Consider the following 22,340-nt stretch of genomic DNA (forward strand, 5'->3'; position numbering starts at 1 on the left):
AGGTCGGGCAGCTCGACCGTCGCGTCGTCACCGGGCACGCCCGCGGGCTGCTGGTCCGGCCGGCTGCCGTCCGGCCCGGGGTTCGGCCGGCCGTCGGGATCCGGCCCGGGGTTCGACGGCCCGTCCGAGGTCCGCTCGGGCGCCGCTGGACCCGGCGTCGGCTCGGGGATACCCGTGGTGCCGCGGGAAGACATCGATCCGGCTCCTGTCCGGGCGTGGGGCCCTGGGATGGTGACAACGGCGCCGACGGGCGACGACCCGTGTATTCCGCTCGGCGCATACGACCTGGCTTGACCGGCCTAGCCTAGCGAGCGCCTCCGGCCGCGACCATTCATCGGGCGATTCCACGTGCGCCGAACGACCGGCAGAGCTCGATGAACCGGGTGTTGGCGTCGACCTCGCCGATGCTGACCCGAACGCCCTCGTCACCGAAGCGGCGGACGGCCAGGGCCCGCTGCTCGGCGGCCTCGGTGAACGCGCCGCATCGGCCCCCGAGCCGCAGCCAGACGAAGTTGCCCTCCGCCTGCGGCAGGTCCCACCCCGCGTCGGTCAGCGCGGCGACGACGCGTTCGCGTTCGGCGACCAGCGTGTCGACCCGGGCCAGCACCTCGTCGAGGTGGTCCAGCGAGGTGACGGCCGCCTGCTCGCCCACCGAGGAGACCGCGAACGGCACGGCACTGACCCGCAGGTTCTCCGTGATGTTCGGCTGGGCCACGGTGTACCCGACCCGCAGGCCGGCCAGGCCGTGCGCCTTGGAGAAGGTGCGCAGCAGCACCAGATTCGGGTACTCGCGGTAGAGCCCCAGACCGTCGACGGCGTCGGGGTCGCGCACGAACTCGAGGTAGGCCTCGTCGAGCACGACGACGACGTCGTTGGGCACGCGGGCGAGGAAGGAGACCACCTCGTCGCGGGTGAGGATGGGCCCGGTGGGGTTGTTGGGGGTGCAGAGCAGGATGACGCGGGTGTTGCCGGTGACGGCCTCGGCCATCGCGTCGAGGTCGTGCCGGCCGTCCGGCAGCAGCGGCACCTGCACGCTGGACGCGCCGGACAGGCCCACCGAGATGGGGTACGCCTCGAAGGAGCGCCAGGCGTAGACCACCTCGTCGGGGGCGCCGAAGTCGTTCTGCCCCGCGTAGGTGGCGAGCACCTGGTTCAGCGCGCCGAGGCTGCCGCCGCCGGTGACGATGTGGTCGGCGGGCACGTCCAGGTGTTCGGCGAGCCGTTCCCGCAGCCGGGTGCTGACCGCGTCGGGGTACCGGTTGATGGACGTGCAGTCCCGGATGGCGTCCAGGACGGCGGGGATGGGTGTCAGCGGGTTCTCGTTGGAGGAGAGTTTGAAACTCTGCAGGCCCTCGACGACGGTGGCCGGGCGGCCCGCGGCGTACCGGGGCAGCGCGTCCAGCACCGCTCGCGGCCGCACGCCCGGCACGGGATCCGGGCCGCCGGACGCGGCAGCAGGGGCGGGACGAGGCTCGGTCGACGTCATACCCACACCCTAGCCACCGGGCTCCTCCGTCGAGCCCGGTGCCCGGTAGGAGTGGACCGGGGCCGGCGGTACTCTGCACGCCGTGGACAACCCATGGCACGATGGTGCTGTGAGCCGGTTCCTGTTCCGCTGGGTGATCAACGCCCTGGCCCTCGCCGTCGCCGCCTGGCTGCTGCCCGGACTGCGGATCACGGCCGACGCCGCCATGGTCAGCACCTTCGGCAGCGCACAGGCTGCGACCATGGCCGCCTACATGATCATCAGCCTCATCTTCGGCCTGGTGAACGCGTTCATCCGGCCGGTGCTGGCGTTCCTGTCCATCCCGATCACCTGCCTGACCCTCGGCCTGTTCAGCATCGTCATCAACGCCCTGATGCTGTGGCTGACCGCGTGGCTGAGCACGTTCACGCCGGCGAAACTGATGATCGACTCGTTCTTCTGGACGGCGATCCTGGCCGCCCTGATCATCGGCGTGGTCTCCCTGCTGACCGGGTGGTTGAGGCCCTCGGAGCGGCGCCCGTCCCGGCGCTCCGTCCGGGACTGACCGACTCGGCAGCCTCGCACGGCCTGTGGAAACTGGGCGTGACAGATGGTCGGACGCGCGGCGGCCTTCATCGCTGCTCCTTCGGGGGCGTACTGATCTCAAGAGCCCGGACGTAGAGCTGTCGGGCCGCGGCCATCGCTCCGGTGAGTGTGCGGGCGGAGATCAAGTGGTCCGCGGCCATGACGGCATAGTCGAGTTCCATGCGGCAGGCGGATCGGGGAGATCCGGAGGCGGCGGTGCTCCGTTGCGCGCCTCGAAGACTGCTCGAAGCCGGGCGTGGAGGCGCTGCTCGTCGAGCACTCCCGCCTCGGATACGAGCATGACATCGATCAGGTCCTTGACCCGGGTGGACGGACGTGGGTGTGCGTCCACAGCCGTGAGAGCGTGAAACTTCTCGGCGACGTGCTGAGGTAGGTCGACCGCCGTGACCGTGACCGGTACCCATTCCGGCTCCGTCACGACGACGGGCAGCGTCACCCGCTCCGTACCACCACCGATCTCTCGTTGCCGCGCGACCACGTCGATCCTGATGTTGGCGAAGGTGCGTCCGGCCAACAGAGCCGTCACTGAGAATCGGGCACCAGGGCCGCCGAGCTGCTCGACGTCGGCCAGGTGCGGTCGAGCCGCGCTGATCCGGAACACGAATCCGTCCTGGTCGACGTCGACCTGGAGTGCTTCAGTCAGCGCGTCGGCGAGATCATCGGCGGTGCCGACCAAAGCAAGATCGAGGTCCCTCGTGGCTCGAGCACGGCTCCCCAGCCTGGCTTCCAACAGGTATCCGCCCTTGAGTACCCAGGACTCGTCGAGTCGACGCAGCACCCGCTGGAACGTCAAGTGCCGTCGCAGGCGGTTGACGTCCTGTGCCCGGTCGTGAGCAAGCATTTGCAGGCGCGCGTCGAGGCTGGCCCGGAGCGCACGCGGCTCCCGCGGATTCATCCTTCCTCCCCCGCAGTCAGCGCCCGTTCGATGCGCAGGGCGGCACGGTCCCCGAAGGCGTCGGCGCGCAGACGCAGTGCCCGGCGCGAGACGAGGCCGCGGGCGACCGCTTCTGTCACAATGTCGTCGACGACCTCCTGCCGCTCATACGCCGAAGCATCGAGCAGCGTGCGAAGCGGCGTGGTCACGCGGTAACCTTCCCGCTCTTCGACGTCGTCAGTCGCCAGAGTTCCCGTGAAGGTACGGACCGCCGGCGTGCTGGCCCGGAAACCGGGCGGAACGGTCATGGTCACTGTGCCCGGGTCGAGGACACCGAGGTCGTGGACAGCCAGCGCGCTGGCGTGGGAGATGACGCCGCGGTGCCGACTCCAGAGCGTCCACAGCACGAGAGCGTCGTCGACGGACGCGGGCCAGTCCCGCAGGCGAAAGATGCCACGCTCGATTCGAAGCCAGTTGCCGCTGTCGACGTGATACTTCTGCGCCTGGTAGCTGAATCCCGCCTTGACCGCCTGAGCGGCGGAGAAGTATCCCGCTTGCCGATAACCCAGGGCCTGCAGCGCCTGGAGGGAGTCTCGTCGCTGCGCCACATCATCAGCTTAGACCTAGATCCTAAAACTTTACTTTAGTTTGAGGGGCATCGGTTGAGTCATCCTCAAACAGCTACCCGCGTTGCGGTCGTGCTGGAGAAGGAGCATACCGATGACCTCCGTCACGACAGGCCGAGGATCGTCCCGTCGTCGGCGAGATCGATGTGGGCGGCGGCCGGCGCGGCGGGCAGCCCGGGCATCGTCATCATGTCCCCGCACACGACGACGACGAAGCCGGCCCCGGCGGAGAGCCGCACCTCTCGCACGTGCAACTCGTGGCCGGACGGCGCGCCGACCGCGGTCGGGTCGGTGGAGAACGAGTACTGAGTCTTCGCCACGCACACCGGCAGGCTCCCGTACCCGTCGCGTTCGATCCGCTGCAGCCGGCGTCGCGCCCGCGCGTCCCAGGTGACCAGCGACGCCCCGTAGAGCCGGGTGGCGATGGCCTCGACCTTCGCCGTCAGGGAGAGGTCGTCGTCGTAGGTGTAGGAGAAGGTGAACGGCGACGGTTCGTCCAGCGCCTGCAGCACCCCGGTCGCGAGCTCGCGGGCCCCCGCGCCGCCGTCGGCGAAGTGGGTGGCGGGGAACGCGCGGACACCCTCGGCGGCCACCAGGTCGACGACGGCGCCGATCTCGGCGTCGGTGTCGGTGGGGAACCGGTTCACCGCGACCACGCACGGGATGCCGTACACGCCGCGCACATTGGCCAGGTGGCGGCGCAGGTTGACCATCCCGGCCTCGACGGCGGCCACGTCCTCGGTGCCGAGGTCAGCCAGCGCCACCCCGCCGTGATACTTCAGGGCCCGTACCGTGGCGACGACGACGGCGACGTCGGGCCGCAGCCCCGACTTGCGGCACTTGATGTCGACGAACTTCTCCGCGCCGAGATCCGCACCGAAGCCGGCCTCGGTGACCACATAGTCCGCCAGCCGCAGGCCGGCACGGGTCGCCGCGACGGAACTGCAGCCGTGGGCGATGTTGGCGAAGGGACCACCGTGCACGAAAGCGGGCGCCCCCTCGAGGGTCTGCACCAGGTTCGGGGAGAGCGCGTCGCGCAGCAGCGCGGCCATCGCGCCGTCGGCCTGCAGGTCGCGCGCCGTCACCGGGCCACCCGACCGGTTGTAGCCGACGACGATGTCACCGATCCGGCGTTTCAGGTCGGCCCACGATTCGGTCAGGCAGAAGATCGCCATCAGCTCGGAGGCGACGACGATGTCGAAACCGTCCTCGCGCGTGAAGCCGTTGGCGTGGCCGCCGAGACCGACCACCACCTCGCGCAGGGCACGGTCGTTGACGTCGAGCACGCGCCGCCAGGTGATGGTGCGGATGTCCAGATCCAGGGCATTGCCGTGGTGGACGTGATTGTCGATCAGCGCGGCGAGCAGGTTGTTGGCGGCGGCGATCGCCGCGAAATCGCCGGTGAAGTGCAAGTTGATGTCGGTCATCGGCACCACCTGGCTGTACCCGCCGCCGGCCGCACCACCCTTCATGCCGAACACCGGGCCCATCGACGGCTCGCGCAGGCAGGCGACCGTGCGGTGCCCGAGCCCGTGCAGCGCGTCGGTCAGGCCGACGGTGGTCGTCGTCTTGCCCTCCCCCGGCGGGGTGGGCGAGAGCGCGGTGACCAGGATCAGCTTGCCGAGCGGCCGGTCGGCGAGCGTGGCCAGATAGCCAAGGTCGACCTTGGCCTTGTGCCGCCCGTAGGGGACGAGATGCTCCTCCTCGATGCCGAGCGTCTCGGCCGCGACCTCGCGGATGGGCCGCAGGTCGGCGGCGTTGGCGATCTCGATGTCCGACAGCATCGTCGTGACCTCCCGTGATGTGGTCCGCTGGTGTGGTCCCGTTCACACCGTAGCGGAGGCGCCGAGGACACGGCCGGGCACCGCGGGTGGACGGCGCGTCAGGAAGCGGGTGGCCGGGGGTAGCAAGCGGGCGGCCGGGTGTCAGTGGGCGAGGGGTCGGCCGGGCGGCGCGCCGCGGGAAGGCGGCAGGTCCCGGCCGGGCGGCGCATCACTGCCGGGCGGCGCGCCGCGGGAAGGCGGCCGGTCCCGGCCGGGCGGCGCATCACTGCCGGGCGGCGCGCCGCGGGAAGGCGGCAGGTCGCGTCCCTCGTAGACCCACACGGTCTGCCGGTTCACGCCCCGGGTGAGCCCGCGCAGGGACTCGCGTTGGTCGCGCAGGCTTCCCTCCGTCGAGCGGTCGGCCGCCGCCGCCATCCGCTGGTAGGTGGAGAGCCGGTGGGCGGCCGCGACGGTCTGTTGCGGTCCCACGGCCCCGGTGGGCGTCGCGCCGGTGACGGTGACCCGGTTCCGGGCATCGGGGTTGGCCCGGCCGTCGAGGGCGGGCACGACGTCGTCCCGATGCTCCAGGCTCAGCACCGCGGTGCTCGCCGGCACGGTGAAGCCGGCGATCGGGGCACCGGCGGTCAGCACCTGCCGCACGTCGTACCGGCGGCGGAACGCCGGGTCGGCGGCCAGGGCCGTCGCGTGGATGCCGCCCTGGCTGTGCCCGGCGAGGATCACCCGGGCGCCGCGCGGTGCACCGGCGGCGGCCAGGGCGGCGGTGACCAGGGCACCGACCTGGGTGGGCCGGACCGTGCTGCCGGCGTCGTCCATCGCCGTCATCGCCTCGGCATTGCCCTCGAGGTCGAACAGGCCGGGCCCGTCCGTGAGAGCCCACCCGGTGGTGCCGGGGATGTCGACCTCCCAGACCGGGTTCGTGCCGCCGTCGAACCGGCGCACGGTCACGGTGCTGCGCGGAACCCCGTCCGACCCGGCCCGGGACTGTTCCGTGGCGGTCCGCAGGTCCGCGATGAGCGAGGTCAGCGAGGCGGGGGTCGCCGGCTCGGTGGTGGGAGCGCCGACCGCGGCGACGGTCAGGGTGCCGGGGGTGATGACGCCGCCGCGCCGGCCGGCGGCGACGGCGGCCAGGGTGATCCATCCGAGGGCCCCGGTGCCGTCGCCGGATTCGCGCAGCAGCACGTCGAGGGCCGGCAGCACCAGCGGCGGATCGGTGGGGTCGATCAGCCGGGGCAGGGTCGCCAGCTCGTCCTGTACCGCATCCCGGTACCCGACGGTCTGTGAGCGGACGGCGAGCGCCGCCAGCCAGCCTGCCAGGCCGGTGCCGACCAGCCCGGCGGTGACGCCGACCAGCGGGCCGGCAACCGGCAAGGTGGCGGCAGCACCCCCGACGAGGCGCAGGCCGGTGAGCTCGAGGCGCTGCCGGGCCGCGACCGCCGCGAGTGCCATCAGTTCGCTCTGCTGGTAGGTCGCCCGGGCGGTGCGGACGCCGGCGGCCAGGTCGAGCAGTCGGGTCCCGAGCGTTCCCGTCGCCAGTTGCGCGGAGCCGCCGGCGAGCCGGGCGGCCGTCGCGGCCACCTGGGCGACGGCCGGCAGCTGCCAGAGGTCGGTGGTGACGGCGGCCAGTGCCGCGCTCAACCGGCACAGGTCCTGCGCGATGAGCTGGACGCGAGCAGCCGCCTGGTCGAGTTCCTCGAGGCTGTAGGCGATCCCGTTCACGCCGCCGCGCACGGTCAGCGTGCCGCTGGAGGTACCCGCCGCGGGTGGAAGGGCCGGGACGAACGTGGCCGCACCGCTGCGGTCACCGCCAGCGGGACCCAAGACCCCGACGGGGTCCCACGAGTAGCTCATCGACCACCCCGCTGCCGGGCCGTCACGGCCAGGCCCCGGGGGTTGCGTACGCCCGCAGAACCGCGTCGACCACGCGCGTCTGGGCATCGACGAGGTCGCCCGTCCGGCCGTACCGCAGGTCCTCGGCCAGCCGGACCAGGTGGACGCCGAACCCTTGGGTCTCGGTCTCCGCGTTCGCCAGTGCGCCGGCCAGGGAGAGCAGCGCGTCGCGGTATCCCTGCGCCGCCGTGGACTGCCACGCCGTGCAGCCTGCTCGGGCCAGCTCGACCCGCTGGTCGGCCACGTCCGTGAGAAGGTACCGCACCCGGTCGACCAGGTCCTCGACCAGTGCGGCGGCCATCAGCCGCTCGCCGCTCGGACCGGCCGCCGGCCCGTCGCCCGGTCCCATCGCCGGCCCGGCCGACCCACCGGTCACGCCGCTCATCCTGTCCGCCCCTCCTGCCCGCCCCTGCGGGCCCCTCCCGTCCGCCCCTCCGGGCACCGTGCCCGGTGGCGCCCGGTGCCGACGCTAGACCGGCCCGGGGACGTTGAAAGCGTGCGCACCGACAGCGGTGGACAACGGCCGGGGACGCGCGTCGCTGTGGAGGGAGAAGGTCCTGCCTCAGCACGGGTGGCGGTAGCGGCCCGCGTCAGCGGGCATGATGTCAGGAGCGGCAGCGGCCCGCGTCAGCGGGCATGATGTCAGGAGCGGCAGCGGCCCGCGTCAGCAGGCGTCACTGCAGCAGCACCTGCACGCGCGCCCGGCGAAGAGGCCGGCTACGGGCTCGGTGAGACCTCGGCCGCCCGGGTGGCCTGCCAGCTGGCCAGCAGTCGCAACCGTTCCGCAGAGTCCGACCCGGGCTCGGCCGTGTAGATCAACAGCATCCGGCCGGCCTCGGCGGTGAGGGCGAGCTCCTCGTACGTGAGCGTGAGCTCCCCGACCACCGGATGCCGGAAGCGCTTGAGCCCGGAACCGTGCGTCCGCACGTCGTGGGCACCCCACAGCCGGCGGAACGTCTCACTGCGGGTGGAGAGCTCCCCGACCAGGTCCTGGAGTTCTTTGTCGTGCGGGTCGCGGCCGGCCTCGGCACGCATGATGCCGACGCACATCTGGGCGAACAACTCCCAGTCCGGATAGAAGTCGTGCGAGGCGGGGTCCAGGAACTGGAACCGCGCCAGGTTCGGTGTCCGCCCGCCGTCGCCGATCACCGGCGAATAGAACGCCCGGCCGAGCGCGTTGGTGGCCAGCAGGTTCTGGCGGGGGTCGCGGACGAACGCGACACCGTCGGTGATGGCGTCCAGCGCCCACTGCAGTCCGGTGCGCGCGGCAGGCGGCGGAGCGGCGCGGCGCCGTGGGCGCCCGGAGGTGGGGATGCCGTCCGCCGCGCGGGCCAGGTCGAACAGGTGGGCACGCTCGGTGTCGTCCAGACGCAGGGCCCCGGCGACGGCGTCGAGCACGGACGCGGAGGCACCCGCGATCGCCCCGCGCTCCAGCTTGGCGTAGTACTCGACGCTGACACCGGCGAGCATTGCGACCTCCGTCCGGCGCAGTCCCGGTACCCGCCGGTTGCCGCCCGGCAGCAGTCCGGCGTCCTCGGGCGAGAGCTTCGCCCGGCGCGACATGAGGAACTCCCGTACCTCGGCCCGATGATCCATGCGCTCCAGCGTAGAGACACGCCGCACACCGTGGGGTGCTCTGGCGGTACACCTCTCACCAGAGAGTCCTCACCGACCGCAGGACGCGGTTGGATAGGAAGGAACACACACGACCGAAGGAGAAACCCCATGCGCGGAGTCATCATGCACGGTCCCGGCGACGTCCGGGTCGAGGAACGCGAGCACCCCGTCATCGTCGAGCCGACGGACGCCATCATCAAGCTGGCCGCCAGCTGCATCTGCGGGTCGGACCTGTGGCCCTACCGGGGTGCGGACGAGGTCGACGGCGCCCCGATGGGCCACGAGTACGTCGGCGTCGTGACGGAGATCGGTGACGCCGTCACCACCGTCAAGCCCGGCGACTTCGTCGTCGGCTCGTTCATGGCCTCGGACAACACCTGCGAGATCTGCCGGGCCGGGTACCAGTCCCGCTGCGTGCACGTGGTCCCGATGGGCCGCGTGGGCACCCAGGCCGAGTACGCCCGGATCCCCCTGGCCGACGGCACGCTCGTCGCGACGCCCGGGCAGCCGGACGAGGACCTGATTCCCTCCCTGCTCGCCGCCTCCGACGTGCTCGGCACGGGCTGGTTCGCGGCGGTCGCCGCGGAGGCCGGGCCGGGCAGGACCGTCGCGGTGGTCGGCGACGGCGCCGTCGGGCTGCTCGGGATCCTGGCCGCGAAGCAGTTGGGCGCGGAGCGGATCATCGCCATGAGCCGGCACGCCGACCGGCAGGAGCTGGCGCGGCGGTTCGGTGCCACCGACATCGTCGACGAGCGGGGCGACGCCGGCGTCGAACGGGTCAAGGAGCTGACGGACGGGCTCGGTGCGCACTCGGTGATCGAGGCGGTCGGCACTCAGGAGTCCATGATGCAGGCGATCCGCTCGACCCGGCACGGCGGGCACGTCGGCTTCGTTGGCGTGTCCCACGACGTCGAGCTGCCCGGCGGGGAACTGTTCGGCTCGATGGTGCACCTGCACGGCGGTCCGGCGCCGGTGCGGCGGTTCCTGCCCGAGCTGATCCAGCTGATCTGGGACCGGAAGATCGACCCGGGCGTGGTGTTCGACCTGACGCTGCCCCTGGCGGAGGCGGCCGAGGGTTACCGCGCGATGGACGAGCGCCGCGCCACCAAGGTGCTGCTCACGGTCTGAGCCTCTCCGTCGGAGCCTCTCCGTCGGAGTCTCGACGAACCGCCTCACCGACACGACGAAGGCCCCCGGCATCGCGCCGGGGGCCTTCGTCGTGTCCGCGCTCAGGCCCGGGGACTCAGGCCAGGGGACTCAGGCCCGGGGACTCAGGCCAGGGACAGGAACAGCCGCTCCAGGTCCTTCGTGTCCGGGGCTCCGTCCGGGTTGCTCAGGCACTGCTGCAGACCGGAGGCGATGATCGCGAAGCCGGCCCGGTCCAGGGCCTTGGACACCGCGGAGAGCTGGGTGACGACGTCCTTGCAGTCCCGGCCCTCCTCGATCATCCGCACGACACCGGCAAGCTGCCCCTGTGCGCGCTTGAGCCGATTGATCGTGGGCGTGAGGTCGGTGGTGTCCAGCTGCACGGGTTCCTCCAGAGATTGTCGAGTCGGCTCACATCGTATACCCCAGGGGGTTACTTGCATACCCACAGGGGTATCTGCCATGCTGGGGAGACACCCACCGATCCATCGAGAGGACCGTATGCCTTCCCCCACCGTCACCACCGTCGCCCCCCAGGTCCTGCGGGAGTGGATGGATCAGCACGAGGACCTCGTCGTCATCGACGTCAGATCCGCCGCCGAGTTCGAGAGCCTGCACATCCGCGGGTCCTACAACGTTCCCCTGCCGCTGTTGACCGAGCATGCCGCGGATCTCGCCTCCCGGCTGGGTGAGCGGGTCGTGCTGGTGTGCCAGTCCGGCGTCCGAGCCGAACAGGCGCGCCAGAAGCTCGCGACGGCGGGCGTTGACACCGCCGCTGTCCTCGACGGCGGCGCTCCCGGCTTCGCCTCGGCCGGCGGCGACGTCGTGCGCGGCCGGTCGACCTGGGGAATGGAGCGGCAGGTCCGGATGGCCGCCGGCTCGCTCGTGCTGGCCGGACTGGCGGGGGGCCGATTCGTCTCCCCGAAGCTGCGCACGGTTGCCGGGGCCATCGGCGCCGGCCTCGCGTTCTCCGCCGCCTCCAACACCTGTGCCATGGCCCGTGCCCTCGGTGTCCTGCCGTGGAACCGCAGCGCCGACGAGCCGACGGCCGCCACCGCGATCAACCGGATCCCCCGGTCCGCGGCCTGAACCGAACCGTGCCTGAACCACATCGCGCCTGAACCCGAGCTGAGCCGATCGAGGAGACACCACCACGATGTTGACGCTCACCCTGATCCTCGCCGCGTTGATCGGTCTGCTGCTCGGACTGCTCGGCGGTGGTGGATCGATCCTGACCATCCCGGTGCTCACCTGGGTGGCGGGGTTCTCCCCCGCCGAGGCGATCACCGCCTCCCTGGTGGTGGTCGGGACGACGTCGGCGGTCAGCACGGTAGCACACGCGCGGGCAGGCCGGGTGGCGTGGCGCGCCGGGCTGCTGGTCGGGGCCACCGGCGTCGTCGGCGCGTTCGGTGGCGGGTTGCTGGCCCGGTTGATCCCGGGCTCCGTGCTGATGCTGCTGTTCGCGGTCCTGATGCTGGTGGCTGCGGCCGCCATGATCCGTGGTCGCCGTTCCGAAGCGGACACCGCGGCCGGCGGCTCGAGGTCTCCCGCCTGGCTGCTCGCCGGCATCGGCCTCGGCGTCGGCGTGCTCACCGGGCTGATCGGTGCCGGCGGCGGATTCCTCATCGTGCCCGCCCTGGCTCTGTTCGCCGGCCTCGCCATGCCGCAGGCGGTGGGCACCTCGCTGCTCGTCATCACCGTCAACTCCGCCGCGGGGTTGGCCGGTCACCTGACGTCCAGCACCAGCCTCGACTGGCCGCTGGTCGCGGCGGTCACCGTCGTCGCGATCGTCGGCTCCCTCGCGGGGGCACGGCTGGTCGCCCACATCCCGGCGGCCGCGCTGCGCCGGTGGTTCGGCGTCTTCGTCCTGGTGATGGGCGTGCTGGTCCTGGCCCAGAACCTGCCCGGCACTGCCGGCCCGCTCGTCGTCGGTCTCGCGGCCGTGCTCGCTCTCGGCGCCGTCGTGTGCTGGTTCGCGGTGCCGCGCTGCCCCGTCCGCCGCACGCTCACCACCTGATCCACACCCACCCGATCCACAAGGAAACAAACAAGGAGGAATCCCATGCAGGTCACCACCATCGAGACCCCGCAACTCGGGGACCGCAGCTACCTCGTCCACGACGGCACCACCGCCATCGTGATCGACGCCCAACGCGACATCGACCGGGTCGAGGCCGCGGCGGCCGCCGCCGGCGTCACCGTCACCCACGTCGCCGAGACCCACATCCACAACGACTACCTCACCGGCGGCCTGGCGTACGCCCGCAAGCACGACGTCGTCTACCTGGTCAACGCCGCCGACGACGTCGCCTTCGAGCGCACGCCGATCGCCGACGGCGAGACCGTGCGGGTGGGTGAACTGAACGTCAAGGCGGTGGCGACACCCGGGCACACACATCACCACCTGTCCTACGTGATCACCCACGGCGAGGAGCAGGCGGTGTTCTCCGGCGGCGGCGTCCTGTACGGCTCCGTGGGCCGGACCGACCTGGTCGGTGAGGAGCACACGGAGGGCCTGACCCACGACCAGTACGCCTCGGCCCGCCGCCTCGCGCAGGAGGCCGCCCAGGACGCCGCGCTCTACCCGACGCACGGCTTCGGCTCGTTCTGCTCGTCGGGCCCCGCCACGGGTGCCTCGGAGTCCACCCTCGGTGAGCAGATCGCGAGCAACCACGTCTACACCGATCAGGACGAGGAGCACTTCGTCCGCGAGCTGATCGCCAACCTCACCGCCTACCCCAGCTACTACGTGCACATGAGCCCGGGCAACACGGCCGGGCCGACCGAGCCGGAGCTGACGGTGCCCGATTCCCTGGACCCTGCCGAGCTGAGGGCCCGGCTGGACCGCGGCGAGTGGGTGGTGGACCTGCGGGAGCGCGTGGCCTACGCGGCCGACCACCTGACCGGCACGGTCAGCTTCGAGTACGGGAACGGTTCCAGCTTCACCACGTTCCTGGGCTGGGTGTTCCCGTACGACCGGCAGCTGACCCTGGTCGGCTCCCGTGCCGACGTCGAGAACGCCATCCGCGACCTGTCCCGCATCGGGATCGACTCCCCCGACGCGGCCCTCGGCGAGGACCCGCGACAGCTGGCGCCGGGCGCCGGCGTGTCGTCCTACCCGCGGGTGGATTGGCAGGGCTTGATCAGCCAACGCCCAGCACACGATGCCATCCTTGACGTGCGGCGCGACGAGGAGTACGCCGCCTCCCATCTCGAGGGCGCGGTTCACATCCCGTTGCACGAACTGGTCGACCGGATGGGCGAGGTTCCCGAAGGCCGCGTCTGGGTTCACTGCGGTTCCGGGTACCGGGCCGGGGTGGCGGCATCGTTGCTCCAGCGGGCCGGGAAAGACCCGGTTCACATCGACGCGGCGTTCGCTGATGCGAAGGCCGCCGGGCTGCCGATGGCCGACTGACGTCGGTCCGTCGGGCAGTTCCCCGAACCAGTCGGGGCGGGTTCCCCCACCCGTTCCGACTGCCACCGTGTCGGGCAGGTATCCCCCACCTGTCCCGGCCCCCGGTCGGAACCGGTGACCCCCACGTGTTCCGACCACCGCCGGGTGTGTCCCCCAGCATCCCCGGCGCGCCGGGGCGGGTCTGAGACCCCGCCCCGGCGCCTCACTCTTCTCCTGCTTCCGAGGTATCTCAGCTCGTGGGCGTGGCGTACCGGTAGACCCGCTCCCCGCCGATGTACACCTGTTCGGCCCGGGAGTACAGATCGAGCGGGTCCCCGGACCAGAGCACCAGGTCGGCGTCCTTGCCCGGCGCCAGGGAGCCGAGCCGGTCGTCGACGCCGAGCACCCGGGCCGGGTGCAGCGTGATGGCCCGGAGCGCCGTCGCCGGGTCCAGCCCCTCCTTGACCGCGAGCGAGGCCTGGTGGACGAGGAAGTTGATCGGCACCACCGGGTGATCGGTGATGATGGAGATCTCCACGCCCGCCGCGGCCAGCAGGCCCGGGTTGCGCAGCGACCGGTTCCGCAGTTCGACCTTGGAGCGGGAGGTCATCAGCGGGCCGATCAGCACCGGGATGCCCCGCTCGGCGAGCAGGTCGGCCACCAGGTGGGCCTCGGTGCCGTGGTCGATCACGAGCCGGTAGCCGAACTCGTCGGCGATCCGCACGGCGGTCGCGATGTCGTCCGCCCGGTGACAGTGCTGCCGCCACGGGATCTCTCGGTCGAGGACCATCGTCAGCGCCTCGAGTTTGAGGTCCCGGCCGGCGAAGGCCTCCCCCGCCGCGTCCCGGGTGGAGCGGTAGTTGGCCGCGTCCACGAACGCCTGCCGGATCACCGCGGCGACCCCGAGCCGCGTGCTCGGCATCTTCTTCTGCTCGCCCCACACGCGCTTCGGGTTCTCCCCGAGCGCCGACTTCAGGCCCGACGGCGACTTGAGCACCATGGCGTCGACCGTGTGGCCGGCGGTGTGGATGGCGACCGCGAGGCCCCCGATCGGGTTGCCCGAGCCGGGGTTGACGTTGACCGTCGTCACGCCGCCGGCCAGGGCGTCGCCGAAGCCGAGGTCCGCCGGGTTGATCGCGTCGATCGCCCGGACCTGCGCGGCCACCGGATCGGTCATCTCGTTGGTGTCGTCACCGGCCCAGCCCTCCGCCTCCTCGTGCGTGCCCAGGTGCACGTGCGCGTCGACGAAGCCGGGCAGGATCCACTTCCCCGTCGCGTCGACGACGTCGGCGTCCGCGGGGGCCTGGACGTTCGGGCCGAGCTCGGTGATGGTGCCGTCGGTGACCAGGACGGTGCCGTCGAAGGGATCGCCGTCGACGGGGACGACGTGGGCATGGGTGAACACAGTGGTTGACATGGGTTCCACCGTAGAGCGACGCACGTCACGGTGGGAGTGTCCACGCCGTCGTCGTCGGGACGGGTCCAGGGTTACTGCGGGCGAGGCCCACGAACGTCCTGCTCGTTGAGGCCACGAGGTACAGCAGTGAGGTACTCACCCAGTGCGCGCTTGTACACGTGCGGACCGGCGCCGTCAGCCGAGACTGTAAGTTCGAGAGTCTCGAACACCGAGGCAGCGTCTGACGTGAAGAAGTGGACGGCGTTCTCGTTGCATCGCGAGTGACGCTCGTTCTCGTTGTACAGACTCTCGATAGCTGCGCGTGGAGTGAAGCGTCCCCCACGAGGGTCGCGGCCCTCAGCGGCGGCCTGTCTGCCTCGTGCCCAGCGAAGGTAAGCGCGGTCCAGTGCGATGTCCCGGGGGACCTCCACGTCTATGACACGCACGTCGTGGTAGTCGTGGAGGCCGAGTCGCTTGAGATTTTCCTCCACGGTCCCGGGCCATGACAACGTTCCCACGATCACGACATTCTCGCCGGCCTCGATGGAACGTTCGGCCATGCGGTCTGCGAGTCTCGCGCTTTCCACATGGACGAGAGTGGACAGCTCGTTGAGCCGGACCGGAAACCCGTCCACCAGAACTGTGTCCAGCGCGACCGAGAACCGTCCGTCGACCCTGCCGTCCTCGAGCAGCCTGACTTTGATGTCATCCGCATCAATGACCCGCCACCCATCGAGCACCAGCCCAGCAACAGCTGTCGACTTTCCGGCGCCCGGTGGGCCAGCCGTGAGGACGACCGATCGACCCTCTCGCGCTACATCGCTCTGGTCCGCCTCGAACAATTCGTCAAGCAGGCATCTCTGGTAGCGCAATCGTTCTGGTTTCACCGGTGAGGTCCATGACTGCGTGGCAAGAGTGGACGACCATGCCCCGCGGAGGCCTACGAGGGTCTCGAGCTGATCCGCGACCCTCCCCATGATCGCGTGTTCCATCTACCCGCTGTCTTCCTGATGGGCGGCAAAGAGCTCTTCGTAGTCCTCCACGAGGAGCAGATCTCGATGGACGGCGTCAACGACGTCCTCCCAGGAACCTCGCGTCGATGGCCCGAGCGGATTGTCCGGCTCTGCGGCGCCGCTGAAAGTGAACGGCCACGACTTGAGCTCTGCCATCATGTCCGCATGGTCGAGTAGCCCTGCATGGAAGTCCAGGATGACTTCCCGCGGCGTCCTGTCGATCAGCTCGGGGAAACTATCGGCCTTCCGCAGCATGCGATGGACTTCCGGTTGAGAGACACCCAGGGAGCGGGCGATCTCCACCTGCGTCATTCCAGTCGCACGAGCCTTACTGCATGCCCGCAGCGCGTCAAGGCGGTTGAGCTCCCGCTGCGCGTGTACGCGAGCGAGCTCGTCCTGGATTGTCTGCACCACCGAGCTCCCCTCTATACAGGATGTATAACACGACCTTACTCGGCGGGTTGAAGGAGTGGAAGCAGCAGTCGGCACCTTCCTGCTCGTCGTCGGCCGGACGGGCGGGGAGGGCCCGTGGAAGAATGAGGCCATGCCTTCCGCCGCGGACCCGACCCTGCCCTCCGGCCGCCGCTCGCTGGCCGCTACCGACATCGCGCTCGGGCCGCTGGACGGGCGCTACCGGGTGGACGCGGCACCCCTGGTGGATCACCTCTCCGAGGCGGCGCTGAACCGGAACCGGATCCACGTCGAGGTCGAGTGGTTCCTCCACCTGACCGAACGGGCCGTGCTCCCGGGGCTGGCGCCGGTCTCCGCCGAGCAGCGGGACGGCCTGCGCGCCGTCGTCGCCGGTTTCGGGACCGAGGAGATCGCCGAGCTGGCCGCGATCGAGCGCGAGACCGTGCACGACGTCAAGGCCGTCGAGTACTTCATCGGCCACCGGCTGCCGGCCCTCGGCCTGGCAGACCTGACGCCGCTGGTCCACTTCGCCTGCACCAGCGAGGACATCAACAACCTGGCGTATGCGCTCGGCATCCGGGACGCGGTCCGCGACGTGTGGACGCCGACCGCGCAGCGCGTCGTCGATCAGGTGCGCGAGCTGGCCACCGCGAACGCGGAGACGCCGATGCTCTCCCGCACGCACGGGCAGCCGGCGACGCCGACGACGCTCGGCAAGGAACTGGCGGTGTTCGTGCATCGGCTGGACCGGCAGCTGGCGAGGATCGGCGGCCAGGAGTACCTGGGGAAGATCAACGGGGCGACCGGGACGTACGCCGCACACGTGGTCGCCGCGCCCGACGTCGACTGGCTTGACGTGTCGCGGAGCTTCGTCACCGGGCTGGGGCTGACCTGGAACCCGCTGACCACACAGATCGAGTCGCACGACTGGCAGGCGGAGCTGTACTCCGACGTCGCGCGCTTCAACCGGATCCTGCACAACTTCTGCACGGACGTGTGGAGCTACATCTCGATCGGCTACTTCAAACAGATCCCGGTGGCGGGCGCGACCGGGTCCTCGACCATGCCGCACAAGGTGAACCCGATCCGGTTCGAGAACGCCGAGGCGAACCTCGAGATCGCCAACGGGCTGCTGGACACGCTGGCCGCCACGCTGGTCACCTCCCGCTGGCAGCGGGACCTGACCGACTCGTCCTCCCAGCGCAACGTCGGGGTGGCGCTGGGTCACGGCCTGCTGGCGCTGAACAACGTCGCCAAGGGGCTGCGGCAGCTCGACGTCGCCGGTTCGGTTCTGGCTGCTGACCTCGACCACAACTGGGAGGTGCTCGGCGAGGCGATCCAGACGGTGATGCGCGCCGAGGCGATCGCCGGGGTCCCGGGCATGGACAACCCCTACGAGCGGCTCAAGGAGCTGACCCGCGGGCACCGGGTCGACGAGGCCCGGCTGCGGGAGTTCGTCGGCGAGCTCGGCCTGTCCGACGGCGCGGAGGGCCGGCTGCAGCGGCTGACCCCGGCGTCGTACATCGGTCTGGCGAAGCGGCTGGCGCGGGAGGCCGAGGGGCCGACGTCGGGGCCCGAATACGTCGTCTGAGGTCGAGGGACCGCTCTCATGTGAACCCAGTGACGACATCGTCCAGCCACTCGACGAACCCCGGCCCAGATGGGCCGCCGAGTGGCCGGCAGCTGCTCTCATTCGTCGTCCTTGACGACGTCGTCCGGCCACTCGACGGGTGACCTCACCACGTGGCGGTGGCGATGTCTTCTCGGGCGGTGATCGTACGGTCGACGGTCACCAGCGTGTGGCCCTCGCAGCGCGCTTGCGCCACCAGCACTCGGTCGAAGGGGTCTCGGTGCTCCCACACCAGCTTCCCGGCAGCCAAGGCATGGCGAGCGCTGACCGAGAGCGAGGTCATCCCGGAGGCCGTCAGATGCGCTTCCCAACCGGCGACGAGTCCGGGCACCTCGAGCTTTCGCAGCCGCTCCTTCGTCGCAACCTCGAGTGCGGAGATCGCCGAGACGACGACTGTCGATTCACGGTCAGCGAGGGTCCGTCGCCAGTGTTCGGGAACACGGTCCGGGTCGCCGAGCAACCACAGCACGACATGGGTATCGAGCAGATAGGTCATTCCCACGCGGCGAGCTCTTCCTCCGGGAGCGCCTCATCGAAGTCGTCGGGAACCGAGAAGCGAAGGCCGCCGAACTGACGAGGCCCTGCCTGCGCTGGGACGAGGCGGACGGCGGGCCGCCCGGCGCGCGCGATGATGATCTCCTCGCCGGCCTCGGCTCGCGCCACGAGTTCGGAGAGCCTGCCCTTGGCGCTGGCCACGTTCACCACGGTCATATGGTCCATCGTAGTTGGACCATTGCGCATGCGCCACGGGTCGACGTGCCTCAGGCAATTGAGCACGTCGACGGGTCGATTCTGTGCAGAAACCTGTGGAAAATCGATGCCATGATCCCGATGACCATCTCTGCGGCATCCCGCACCGGCATCTCCGGCCTGGTCTCCTCCGCCGAAGCCGGCCAGGACGTCGTCCTTTCCCGCCACGGCCGCGTGGTGGCTGAGATCGTGTCTGCGGAGGAGATCGCCCGGCTGCGCAGGGATCGGGAGCTGCTGAAGGACGCGGCCATCGTGATGGCTCGATTCGCCACCGACTCCGGTGTTCGCACGGATCTCGACAGTGCCCTGGAGGCGTTCGGGCTGAGTCGAAACGAACTCGAATCAGAAGCAGGTTCCCCCTGACCATGCCGGTCCTCGTGATTGCGGACATGGGTCGCCTCCACTCCGGCATCCACGCCCACGCAGAACCCGTCGCCTTGCCGTCCGGTGTCAATCCCGACCTTCCGCCGTGGTTGACAGTGGCGCTGGAGCGGAAGCTCGATCTCATCGAGGAGCAGACCAGCGCACTGGAGCGAGATGACGTTCAGCGACTGATGACCGATCACTGGTCGCAGCTGCCCGACTGACAGCTGCGGGCGCGCGGTCACGCGTTACGCCTGGCGCCCGCCGGCCGACAGTCTCGAGAGGGCGGATGCCGATCCGTCCGCGCATCGAGGCGAGTGGGGGACGAATGCAGCCGGTAGCGACACCGTCGATCGACGTGGATGTACTCGAGGCGACGGGCGTGGATCCGCGACCTGCCTGGCTCGACGCCATCACCGAGCCGGTCCATCCGCCCGCGGTGGTGATGGCCCGGAGGGTCGTCGTCCGCAAGCAAGCCTGGTTCCTGCTCATCACCGGCCTGGTCTGGATCGGTGGTCTGGTCCTCGTCGCACTGACCCGACCGTTCGACCACACCGGGTTGCCGTCCTTCACCGGGTCGCCAGACGTCTACGCGTCGGCCCGGTGGTACGCCGCCGCCCACCTGCCGTCAGTCACGGGCACCGCCCTCGGCTTTGCACTGGCCCTGACCGCCGCCGCCGTCGTCCGCACCTTTCCGACGGAACGGTTCGAGGCGCTCACCCGCCGGGTCGGTCACGTCGCCGTCGCCGCCGTCGCGCTCCTCTCGCTCGTGCCCTGGTATCTCACCGGCTTCAGCCCGTGGTGGGGCGTCTACCTGTTCGTCATGGCCCTGGTGATCCCCAAGGCCGCGAAGCTCCGACTTGACGCGAAGTACCGTCGGAACCAGACGCTCGGGAGCTACCTGCCCGATTTGAACCACTGTGAGCCGCCGGCTCGGGTGTTCGGCAGCGTCGGCTCGGTCGCCGACTCGGTCGATCGGTTCGGCGAGGCGCGCGTCGCGCGTGGTGTGATGGGCGAGCGTTACACCGCTGAGCTACTGAAGTTCTATGCACTGATTCCCGGCGTCGCGGTGTTCCACAGCCTCCGGTTCCCCGGTTCCCGGCGGGCCGACATCGACCACGCCGTCCTGTTCGGCAACAACCTGCTGCTCATCGACTCGAAGATGTACCGGCCCGGCGACTACACGCTGAACGAGTGGTCCCAGGTCCGTGACACCGTCTCCGGGCGGCTCATCGACAACCACATGAAGGTGGCCGTCGACCGGTTGGCGAAGCGGTACCCGTTTCTGTTCGTCACGGCCATGATCGTGATCCACGGCGAAGGTGTCACGACGAGCGGGACTTCCGAGGACCACCGCTTGAGCATCGAGACCGCGCGCAGCTTCGTGGACTGGGGCGCGTGGGTCAACGTGCACAGCCAGCAGAACTACCAGCCCGGTCTCGCCCGGCTGTTGGCCACCCAGCTCAAGGGCTGGCAGGGCGCGATCACCGAACCGGACCTGCCTTCGGCCAAGCGGCGCTCTTGGAAGAGCGGGACCTCCGCAGCGATCTCCGGATCGAGCGGTCCGAGTCCTTTCAGCGCCGCCCGCACCGCGACGTCAGCCGCGGGCCGTGCGCGCGGGCGGCGGCGAGGCCGGGGTCAGGTTCCTCGGACCCACGTCCGAGCGCCCGGCCCCCGGGACTGGACTCCTCCCCGCCGGGGGCGGTGACCCGGCTCCACGCGATGCCAGCGTTCTTGGCGCGCAGGTCCGGTGCCGGTCGCCGCTCGTCAGAACACGACGATGGGCTTGATCGTGGATCCTTTCGCCGAATCCTCGAATGCCTGGTTGATGTCCTCGAACGGGTAGGTCTTGATGAGCTTGTCGTAGGGGAATCTTCCCTGCTTCCACAGCTCGATCAGCTTCGGGATGAAGAGCTGGTACACCGAACTGCCCTGGACGCTCATCGTGAACGTCCACCCCTTCACCTGCGATTCGCCGATCTCGAACGGCGCCTCCGTGCCGAAGGTTGTGTTGCCCACCGCCACGAGCTTGCCGCGGACCGCCAGTGCCCGAGCGGCTTGATTCAGCACCGGGGGCGCCGACGTGGTGTCGACGATGTAGTCCACTCCGTCGCCGTCGGTGATCCGGTCGAGTTCCTCGACCATGTCCGTCGTTCCGGAGTTGACCGTGTGGGTCGCGCCGAGTTCCGACGCCGTCTCGAGCCGGGAATCGTGCAGGTCTACGGCGATCACGGTGGTGCAACCGGCGATCCTGGCCGCCATGATGGCCGCAGAGCCGACGGCTCCGGTGCCGATCACCGCCAACGACGACGCCGCCTCCGGCCTGCAGTCGTTGAGCACCGCGCCGGCGCCCGTCTGCAGGCCGCAGCCCAGCGGGGCGACCATCTCGAGCGGGACGTCTGGATCGACCTTCACCACGCAGCGCTCCAGCACGTTGGCGTGGCTGGAGAAGGAGGACTGGCCGAAGAAGTGCGAGGACACCGCTTCGTCGCCGGATGAGAGCGACCCGTGACGACCGCTGAGATTCAACTCGATGTAGTGCACGCAGTAGGCGGCCTCGCCGCGGCGGCACGAGGTGCATCGGCCGCAGGAGGCCGGGGCCATGACCACGTGGTCACCGACGGCGACGCTCTTCACCGCCGACCCGATCTCCTCCACGATCCCGGCACCCTCATGGCCGAGCACCGCCGGCCACTCGATCGGGTAAGCGCCGCCGCGGGCGGTCGCGTCGGTGTGACAGATGCCGGAGGCGACCATGCGGACGCGCACCTCGTCGGGCCGAGGCTCGCCGAGGTCGAGCTCCTCGATGGTGAGCGGAGCGCCTGTCTCACGGACGACTGCGGCAGTGACTTTCATGGCTTCTCCTCGTTCAGTCCAGACCCACCCGGCTGGAATTCACCTGCGTGAGCCCGGCACGGCGCTCCCCTACGATCCTCTCACCACGTCACCGCCACCGCGCCGGCGCCCGTCTGCAGACCGCAGCCCAGCGGGGCGACCATCTCGAGCGGGACGTCGGGATCGACCTTCACCACGCAGCGCTCCAGCACGTTGGCACGACTTGAGAAGGCTTCACCTGCGATTCGCCGATCTCGAACGGCGCCTCGGTGGCGCGGAATGCGTTGCTGCGACCGCCACAGGAACCACGCCGTGGGACCGATCAGCGGGAACGCGAGCACGACGACGGCCCACGCCGCTCTGACGGGGCCGGAGATCCCGTGATCGGCGAGGACCGAGACCAGGCCGACCACCAGGTAGAAGAGAAGCGCCAGACCGATACCACCGGCGAGCACCTCCCAGGCCGTGGACAGGAGCGGGTTTGCGCCCACCTCCGCCGCGCCGAAGGAGTCGGCAGTGACGGACGAGATCAACACCGGCATG

24 protein-coding genes are annotated in these 22,340 nt (G+C 70.3%); 9 read left to right on the forward strand and 15 right to left on the reverse strand.

All coding sequences use genetic code 11. The features are described 5' to 3' along the window. Positions 1-331: 331 nt before the first annotated feature. Positions 332-1,486 (reverse strand): histidinol-phosphate transaminase, encoded by a 1,155-nt coding sequence (locus tag BKD30_RS03390; protein ID WP_076701935.1) that lies wholly within the window; start codon positions 1,484-1,486, stop codon positions 332-334. A 109-nt stretch (positions 1,487-1,595) separates the two neighbouring features. On the opposite strand from BKD30_RS03390, the gene BKD30_RS03395 reads away from it, so the two are divergent. Further along, positions 1,596-2,030: a phage holin family protein gene (locus BKD30_RS03395; RefSeq protein ID WP_076701938.1), complete on the forward strand. Its 435-nt coding sequence runs from the start codon at positions 1,596-1,598 to the stop codon at positions 2,028-2,030. Between the two features lie 162 nt (positions 2,031-2,192). Here BKD30_RS03395 and BKD30_RS03400 read toward each other — a convergent pair whose 3' ends face one another. The 6 genes from BKD30_RS03400 to BKD30_RS03425 all read right to left on the reverse strand — a co-directional run bounded on the left by BKD30_RS03400 (position 2,193) and on the right by BKD30_RS03425 (position 8,838). Next, positions 2,193-2,966, reverse strand: coding sequence for a nucleotidyl transferase AbiEii/AbiGii toxin family protein (locus tag BKD30_RS03400; RefSeq protein ID WP_076701941.1), 774 nt, complete (start codon positions 2,964-2,966; stop codon positions 2,193-2,195). Then, positions 2,963-3,553 (reverse strand): type IV toxin-antitoxin system AbiEi family antitoxin domain-containing protein, encoded by a 591-nt coding sequence (locus BKD30_RS03405; RefSeq protein WP_076701944.1) that lies wholly within the window; start codon positions 3,551-3,553, stop codon positions 2,963-2,965. The genes BKD30_RS03400 and BKD30_RS03405 overlap by 4 nt, the downstream gene beginning before the upstream one ends. A 122-nt stretch (positions 3,554-3,675) precedes the next feature. Continuing rightward, positions 3,676-5,355, reverse strand: coding sequence for a formate--tetrahydrofolate ligase (locus BKD30_RS03410; protein ID WP_076701947.1), 1,680 nt, complete (start codon positions 5,353-5,355; stop codon positions 3,676-3,678). A 141-nt stretch (positions 5,356-5,496) separates the two neighbouring features. Beyond that, on the reverse strand, positions 5,497-7,203 hold the full coding sequence (locus tag BKD30_RS03415; protein WP_076701950.1) for an alpha/beta hydrolase family protein: 1,707 nt from the start codon (positions 7,201-7,203) through the stop codon (positions 5,497-5,499). 22 nt (positions 7,204-7,225) lie between these two features. Next, the gene (locus BKD30_RS03420; RefSeq protein ID WP_076701952.1) at positions 7,226-7,627 is read right to left on the reverse strand and encodes a hypothetical protein; all 402 of its coding nucleotides are present in this window, start codon (positions 7,625-7,627) and stop codon (positions 7,226-7,228) included. Between the two features lie 332 nt (positions 7,628-7,959). Further along, the gene (locus BKD30_RS03425; RefSeq protein WP_076701955.1) at positions 7,960-8,838 is read right to left on the reverse strand and encodes a helix-turn-helix transcriptional regulator; all 879 of its coding nucleotides are present in this window, start codon (positions 8,836-8,838) and stop codon (positions 7,960-7,962) included. Positions 8,839-8,967: 129 nt separating this feature from the next. On the opposite strand from BKD30_RS03425, the gene BKD30_RS03430 reads away from it, so the two are divergent. Then, complete coding sequence (locus tag BKD30_RS03430) at positions 8,968-9,987, forward strand: zinc-dependent alcohol dehydrogenase family protein (protein ID WP_076701957.1); 1,020 nt, start codon at positions 8,968-8,970, stop codon at positions 9,985-9,987. Positions 9,988-10,130: 143 nt separating this feature from the next. On the opposite strand, the gene BKD30_RS03435 is transcribed toward BKD30_RS03430, so the two are convergent. Next, entirely contained in the window at positions 10,131-10,388 is a 258-nt protein-coding gene (locus tag BKD30_RS03435; protein WP_076701960.1) for a metal-sensitive transcriptional regulator, read from the reverse strand. A gap of 118 nt (positions 10,389-10,506) precedes the next feature. Here BKD30_RS03435 and BKD30_RS03440 point away from each other — a divergent pair, with 118 nt between their 5' ends. The 3 genes from BKD30_RS03440 to BKD30_RS03450 all read left to right on the forward strand — a co-directional run bounded on the left by BKD30_RS03440 (position 10,507) and on the right by BKD30_RS03450 (position 13,420). Next, on the forward strand, positions 10,507-11,094 hold the full coding sequence (locus BKD30_RS03440; RefSeq protein ID WP_076701962.1) for a rhodanese-like domain-containing protein: 588 nt from the start codon (positions 10,507-10,509) through the stop codon (positions 11,092-11,094). Positions 11,095-11,161: 67 nt separating this feature from the next. After that, positions 11,162-12,022: a sulfite exporter TauE/SafE family protein gene (locus tag BKD30_RS03445; RefSeq protein WP_076701964.1), complete on the forward strand. Its 861-nt coding sequence runs from the start codon at positions 11,162-11,164 to the stop codon at positions 12,020-12,022. Positions 12,023-12,067: 45 nt separating this feature from the next. Beyond that, positions 12,068-13,420 (forward strand): MBL fold metallo-hydrolase, encoded by a 1,353-nt coding sequence (locus BKD30_RS03450; RefSeq protein WP_076701966.1) that lies wholly within the window; start codon positions 12,068-12,070, stop codon positions 13,418-13,420. A 229-nt stretch (positions 13,421-13,649) separates the two neighbouring features. On the opposite strand, the gene BKD30_RS03455 is transcribed toward BKD30_RS03450, so the two are convergent. The 3 genes from BKD30_RS03455 to BKD30_RS03465 form a co-directional block, all read right to left on the reverse strand. Next, on the reverse strand, positions 13,650-14,816 hold the full coding sequence (locus BKD30_RS03455; protein ID WP_076701969.1) for an amidohydrolase: 1,167 nt from the start codon (positions 14,814-14,816) through the stop codon (positions 13,650-13,652). Between the two features lie 71 nt (positions 14,817-14,887). After that, on the reverse strand, positions 14,888-15,787 hold the full coding sequence (locus tag BKD30_RS03460) for an AAA family ATPase (protein WP_076701972.1): 900 nt from the start codon (positions 15,785-15,787) through the stop codon (positions 14,888-14,890). After that, entirely contained in the window at positions 15,788-16,222 is a 435-nt protein-coding gene (locus BKD30_RS03465; RefSeq protein ID WP_083955971.1) for a sugar-binding transcriptional regulator, read from the reverse strand. Positions 16,223-16,352: 130 nt separating this feature from the next. Here BKD30_RS03465 and purB point away from each other — a divergent pair, with 130 nt between their 5' ends. Then, a complete protein-coding gene (purB, locus tag BKD30_RS03470) occupies positions 16,353-17,810 on the forward strand; it encodes an adenylosuccinate lyase (RefSeq protein WP_076702198.1) in 1,458 nt (485 codons plus the stop codon). Between the two features lie 145 nt (positions 17,811-17,955). Here the strand turns inward: purB and BKD30_RS03475 are convergent, their stop codons facing one another. Together BKD30_RS03475 and BKD30_RS03480 are read right to left on the reverse strand one after the other, a co-directional pair. Continuing rightward, positions 17,956-18,345: a type II toxin-antitoxin system VapC family toxin gene (locus tag BKD30_RS03475; protein WP_083955972.1), complete on the reverse strand. Its 390-nt coding sequence runs from the start codon at positions 18,343-18,345 to the stop codon at positions 17,956-17,958. Continuing rightward, on the reverse strand, positions 18,342-18,560 hold the full coding sequence (locus tag BKD30_RS03480; RefSeq protein ID WP_076701976.1) for a type II toxin-antitoxin system Phd/YefM family antitoxin: 219 nt from the start codon (positions 18,558-18,560) through the stop codon (positions 18,342-18,344). Before BKD30_RS03480 ends, BKD30_RS03475 begins: the two co-directional genes overlap by 4 nt. On the opposite strand from BKD30_RS03480, the gene BKD30_RS03485 reads away from it, so the two are divergent. From BKD30_RS03485 to BKD30_RS03495, 3 genes are all read left to right on the forward strand, one after another. Beyond that, positions 18,561-18,962 carry a type II toxin-antitoxin system Phd/YefM family antitoxin gene (locus BKD30_RS03485; protein ID WP_143588030.1) on the forward strand — a complete coding sequence of 134 codons (402 nt, stop codon included), beginning with the start codon at positions 18,561-18,563 and terminating at the stop codon, positions 18,960-18,962. A 2-nt stretch (positions 18,963-18,964) separates the two neighbouring features. After that, positions 18,965-19,186, forward strand: a complete 222-nt coding sequence (locus BKD30_RS03490; RefSeq protein WP_076701981.1) for a hypothetical protein — start codon at positions 18,965-18,967, stop codon at positions 19,184-19,186. A gap of 158 nt (positions 19,187-19,344) precedes the next feature. After that, complete coding sequence (locus tag BKD30_RS03495) at positions 19,345-20,670, forward strand: nuclease-related domain-containing protein (RefSeq protein ID WP_218189243.1); 1,326 nt, start codon at positions 19,345-19,347, stop codon at positions 20,668-20,670. Positions 20,671-20,729: 59 nt separating this feature from the next. Here the strand turns inward: BKD30_RS03495 and BKD30_RS03500 are convergent, their stop codons facing one another. Continuing rightward, positions 20,730-21,818, reverse strand: a complete 1,089-nt coding sequence (locus BKD30_RS03500; protein WP_076701986.1) for an NAD(P)-dependent alcohol dehydrogenase — start codon at positions 21,816-21,818, stop codon at positions 20,730-20,732. An 80-nt stretch (positions 21,819-21,898) separates the two neighbouring features. Next, the gene (locus BKD30_RS03505; RefSeq protein ID WP_076701989.1) at positions 21,899-22,339 is read right to left on the reverse strand and encodes a PLDc N-terminal domain-containing protein; all 441 of its coding nucleotides are present in this window, start codon (positions 22,337-22,339) and stop codon (positions 21,899-21,901) included. Position 22,340 lies beyond the last annotated feature (1 nt).

The organism is Tersicoccus phoenicis (assembly GCF_001968835.1).
GTDB classification, from domain to species: domain Bacteria; phylum Actinomycetota; class Actinomycetes; order Actinomycetales; family Micrococcaceae; genus Tersicoccus; species Tersicoccus phoenicis.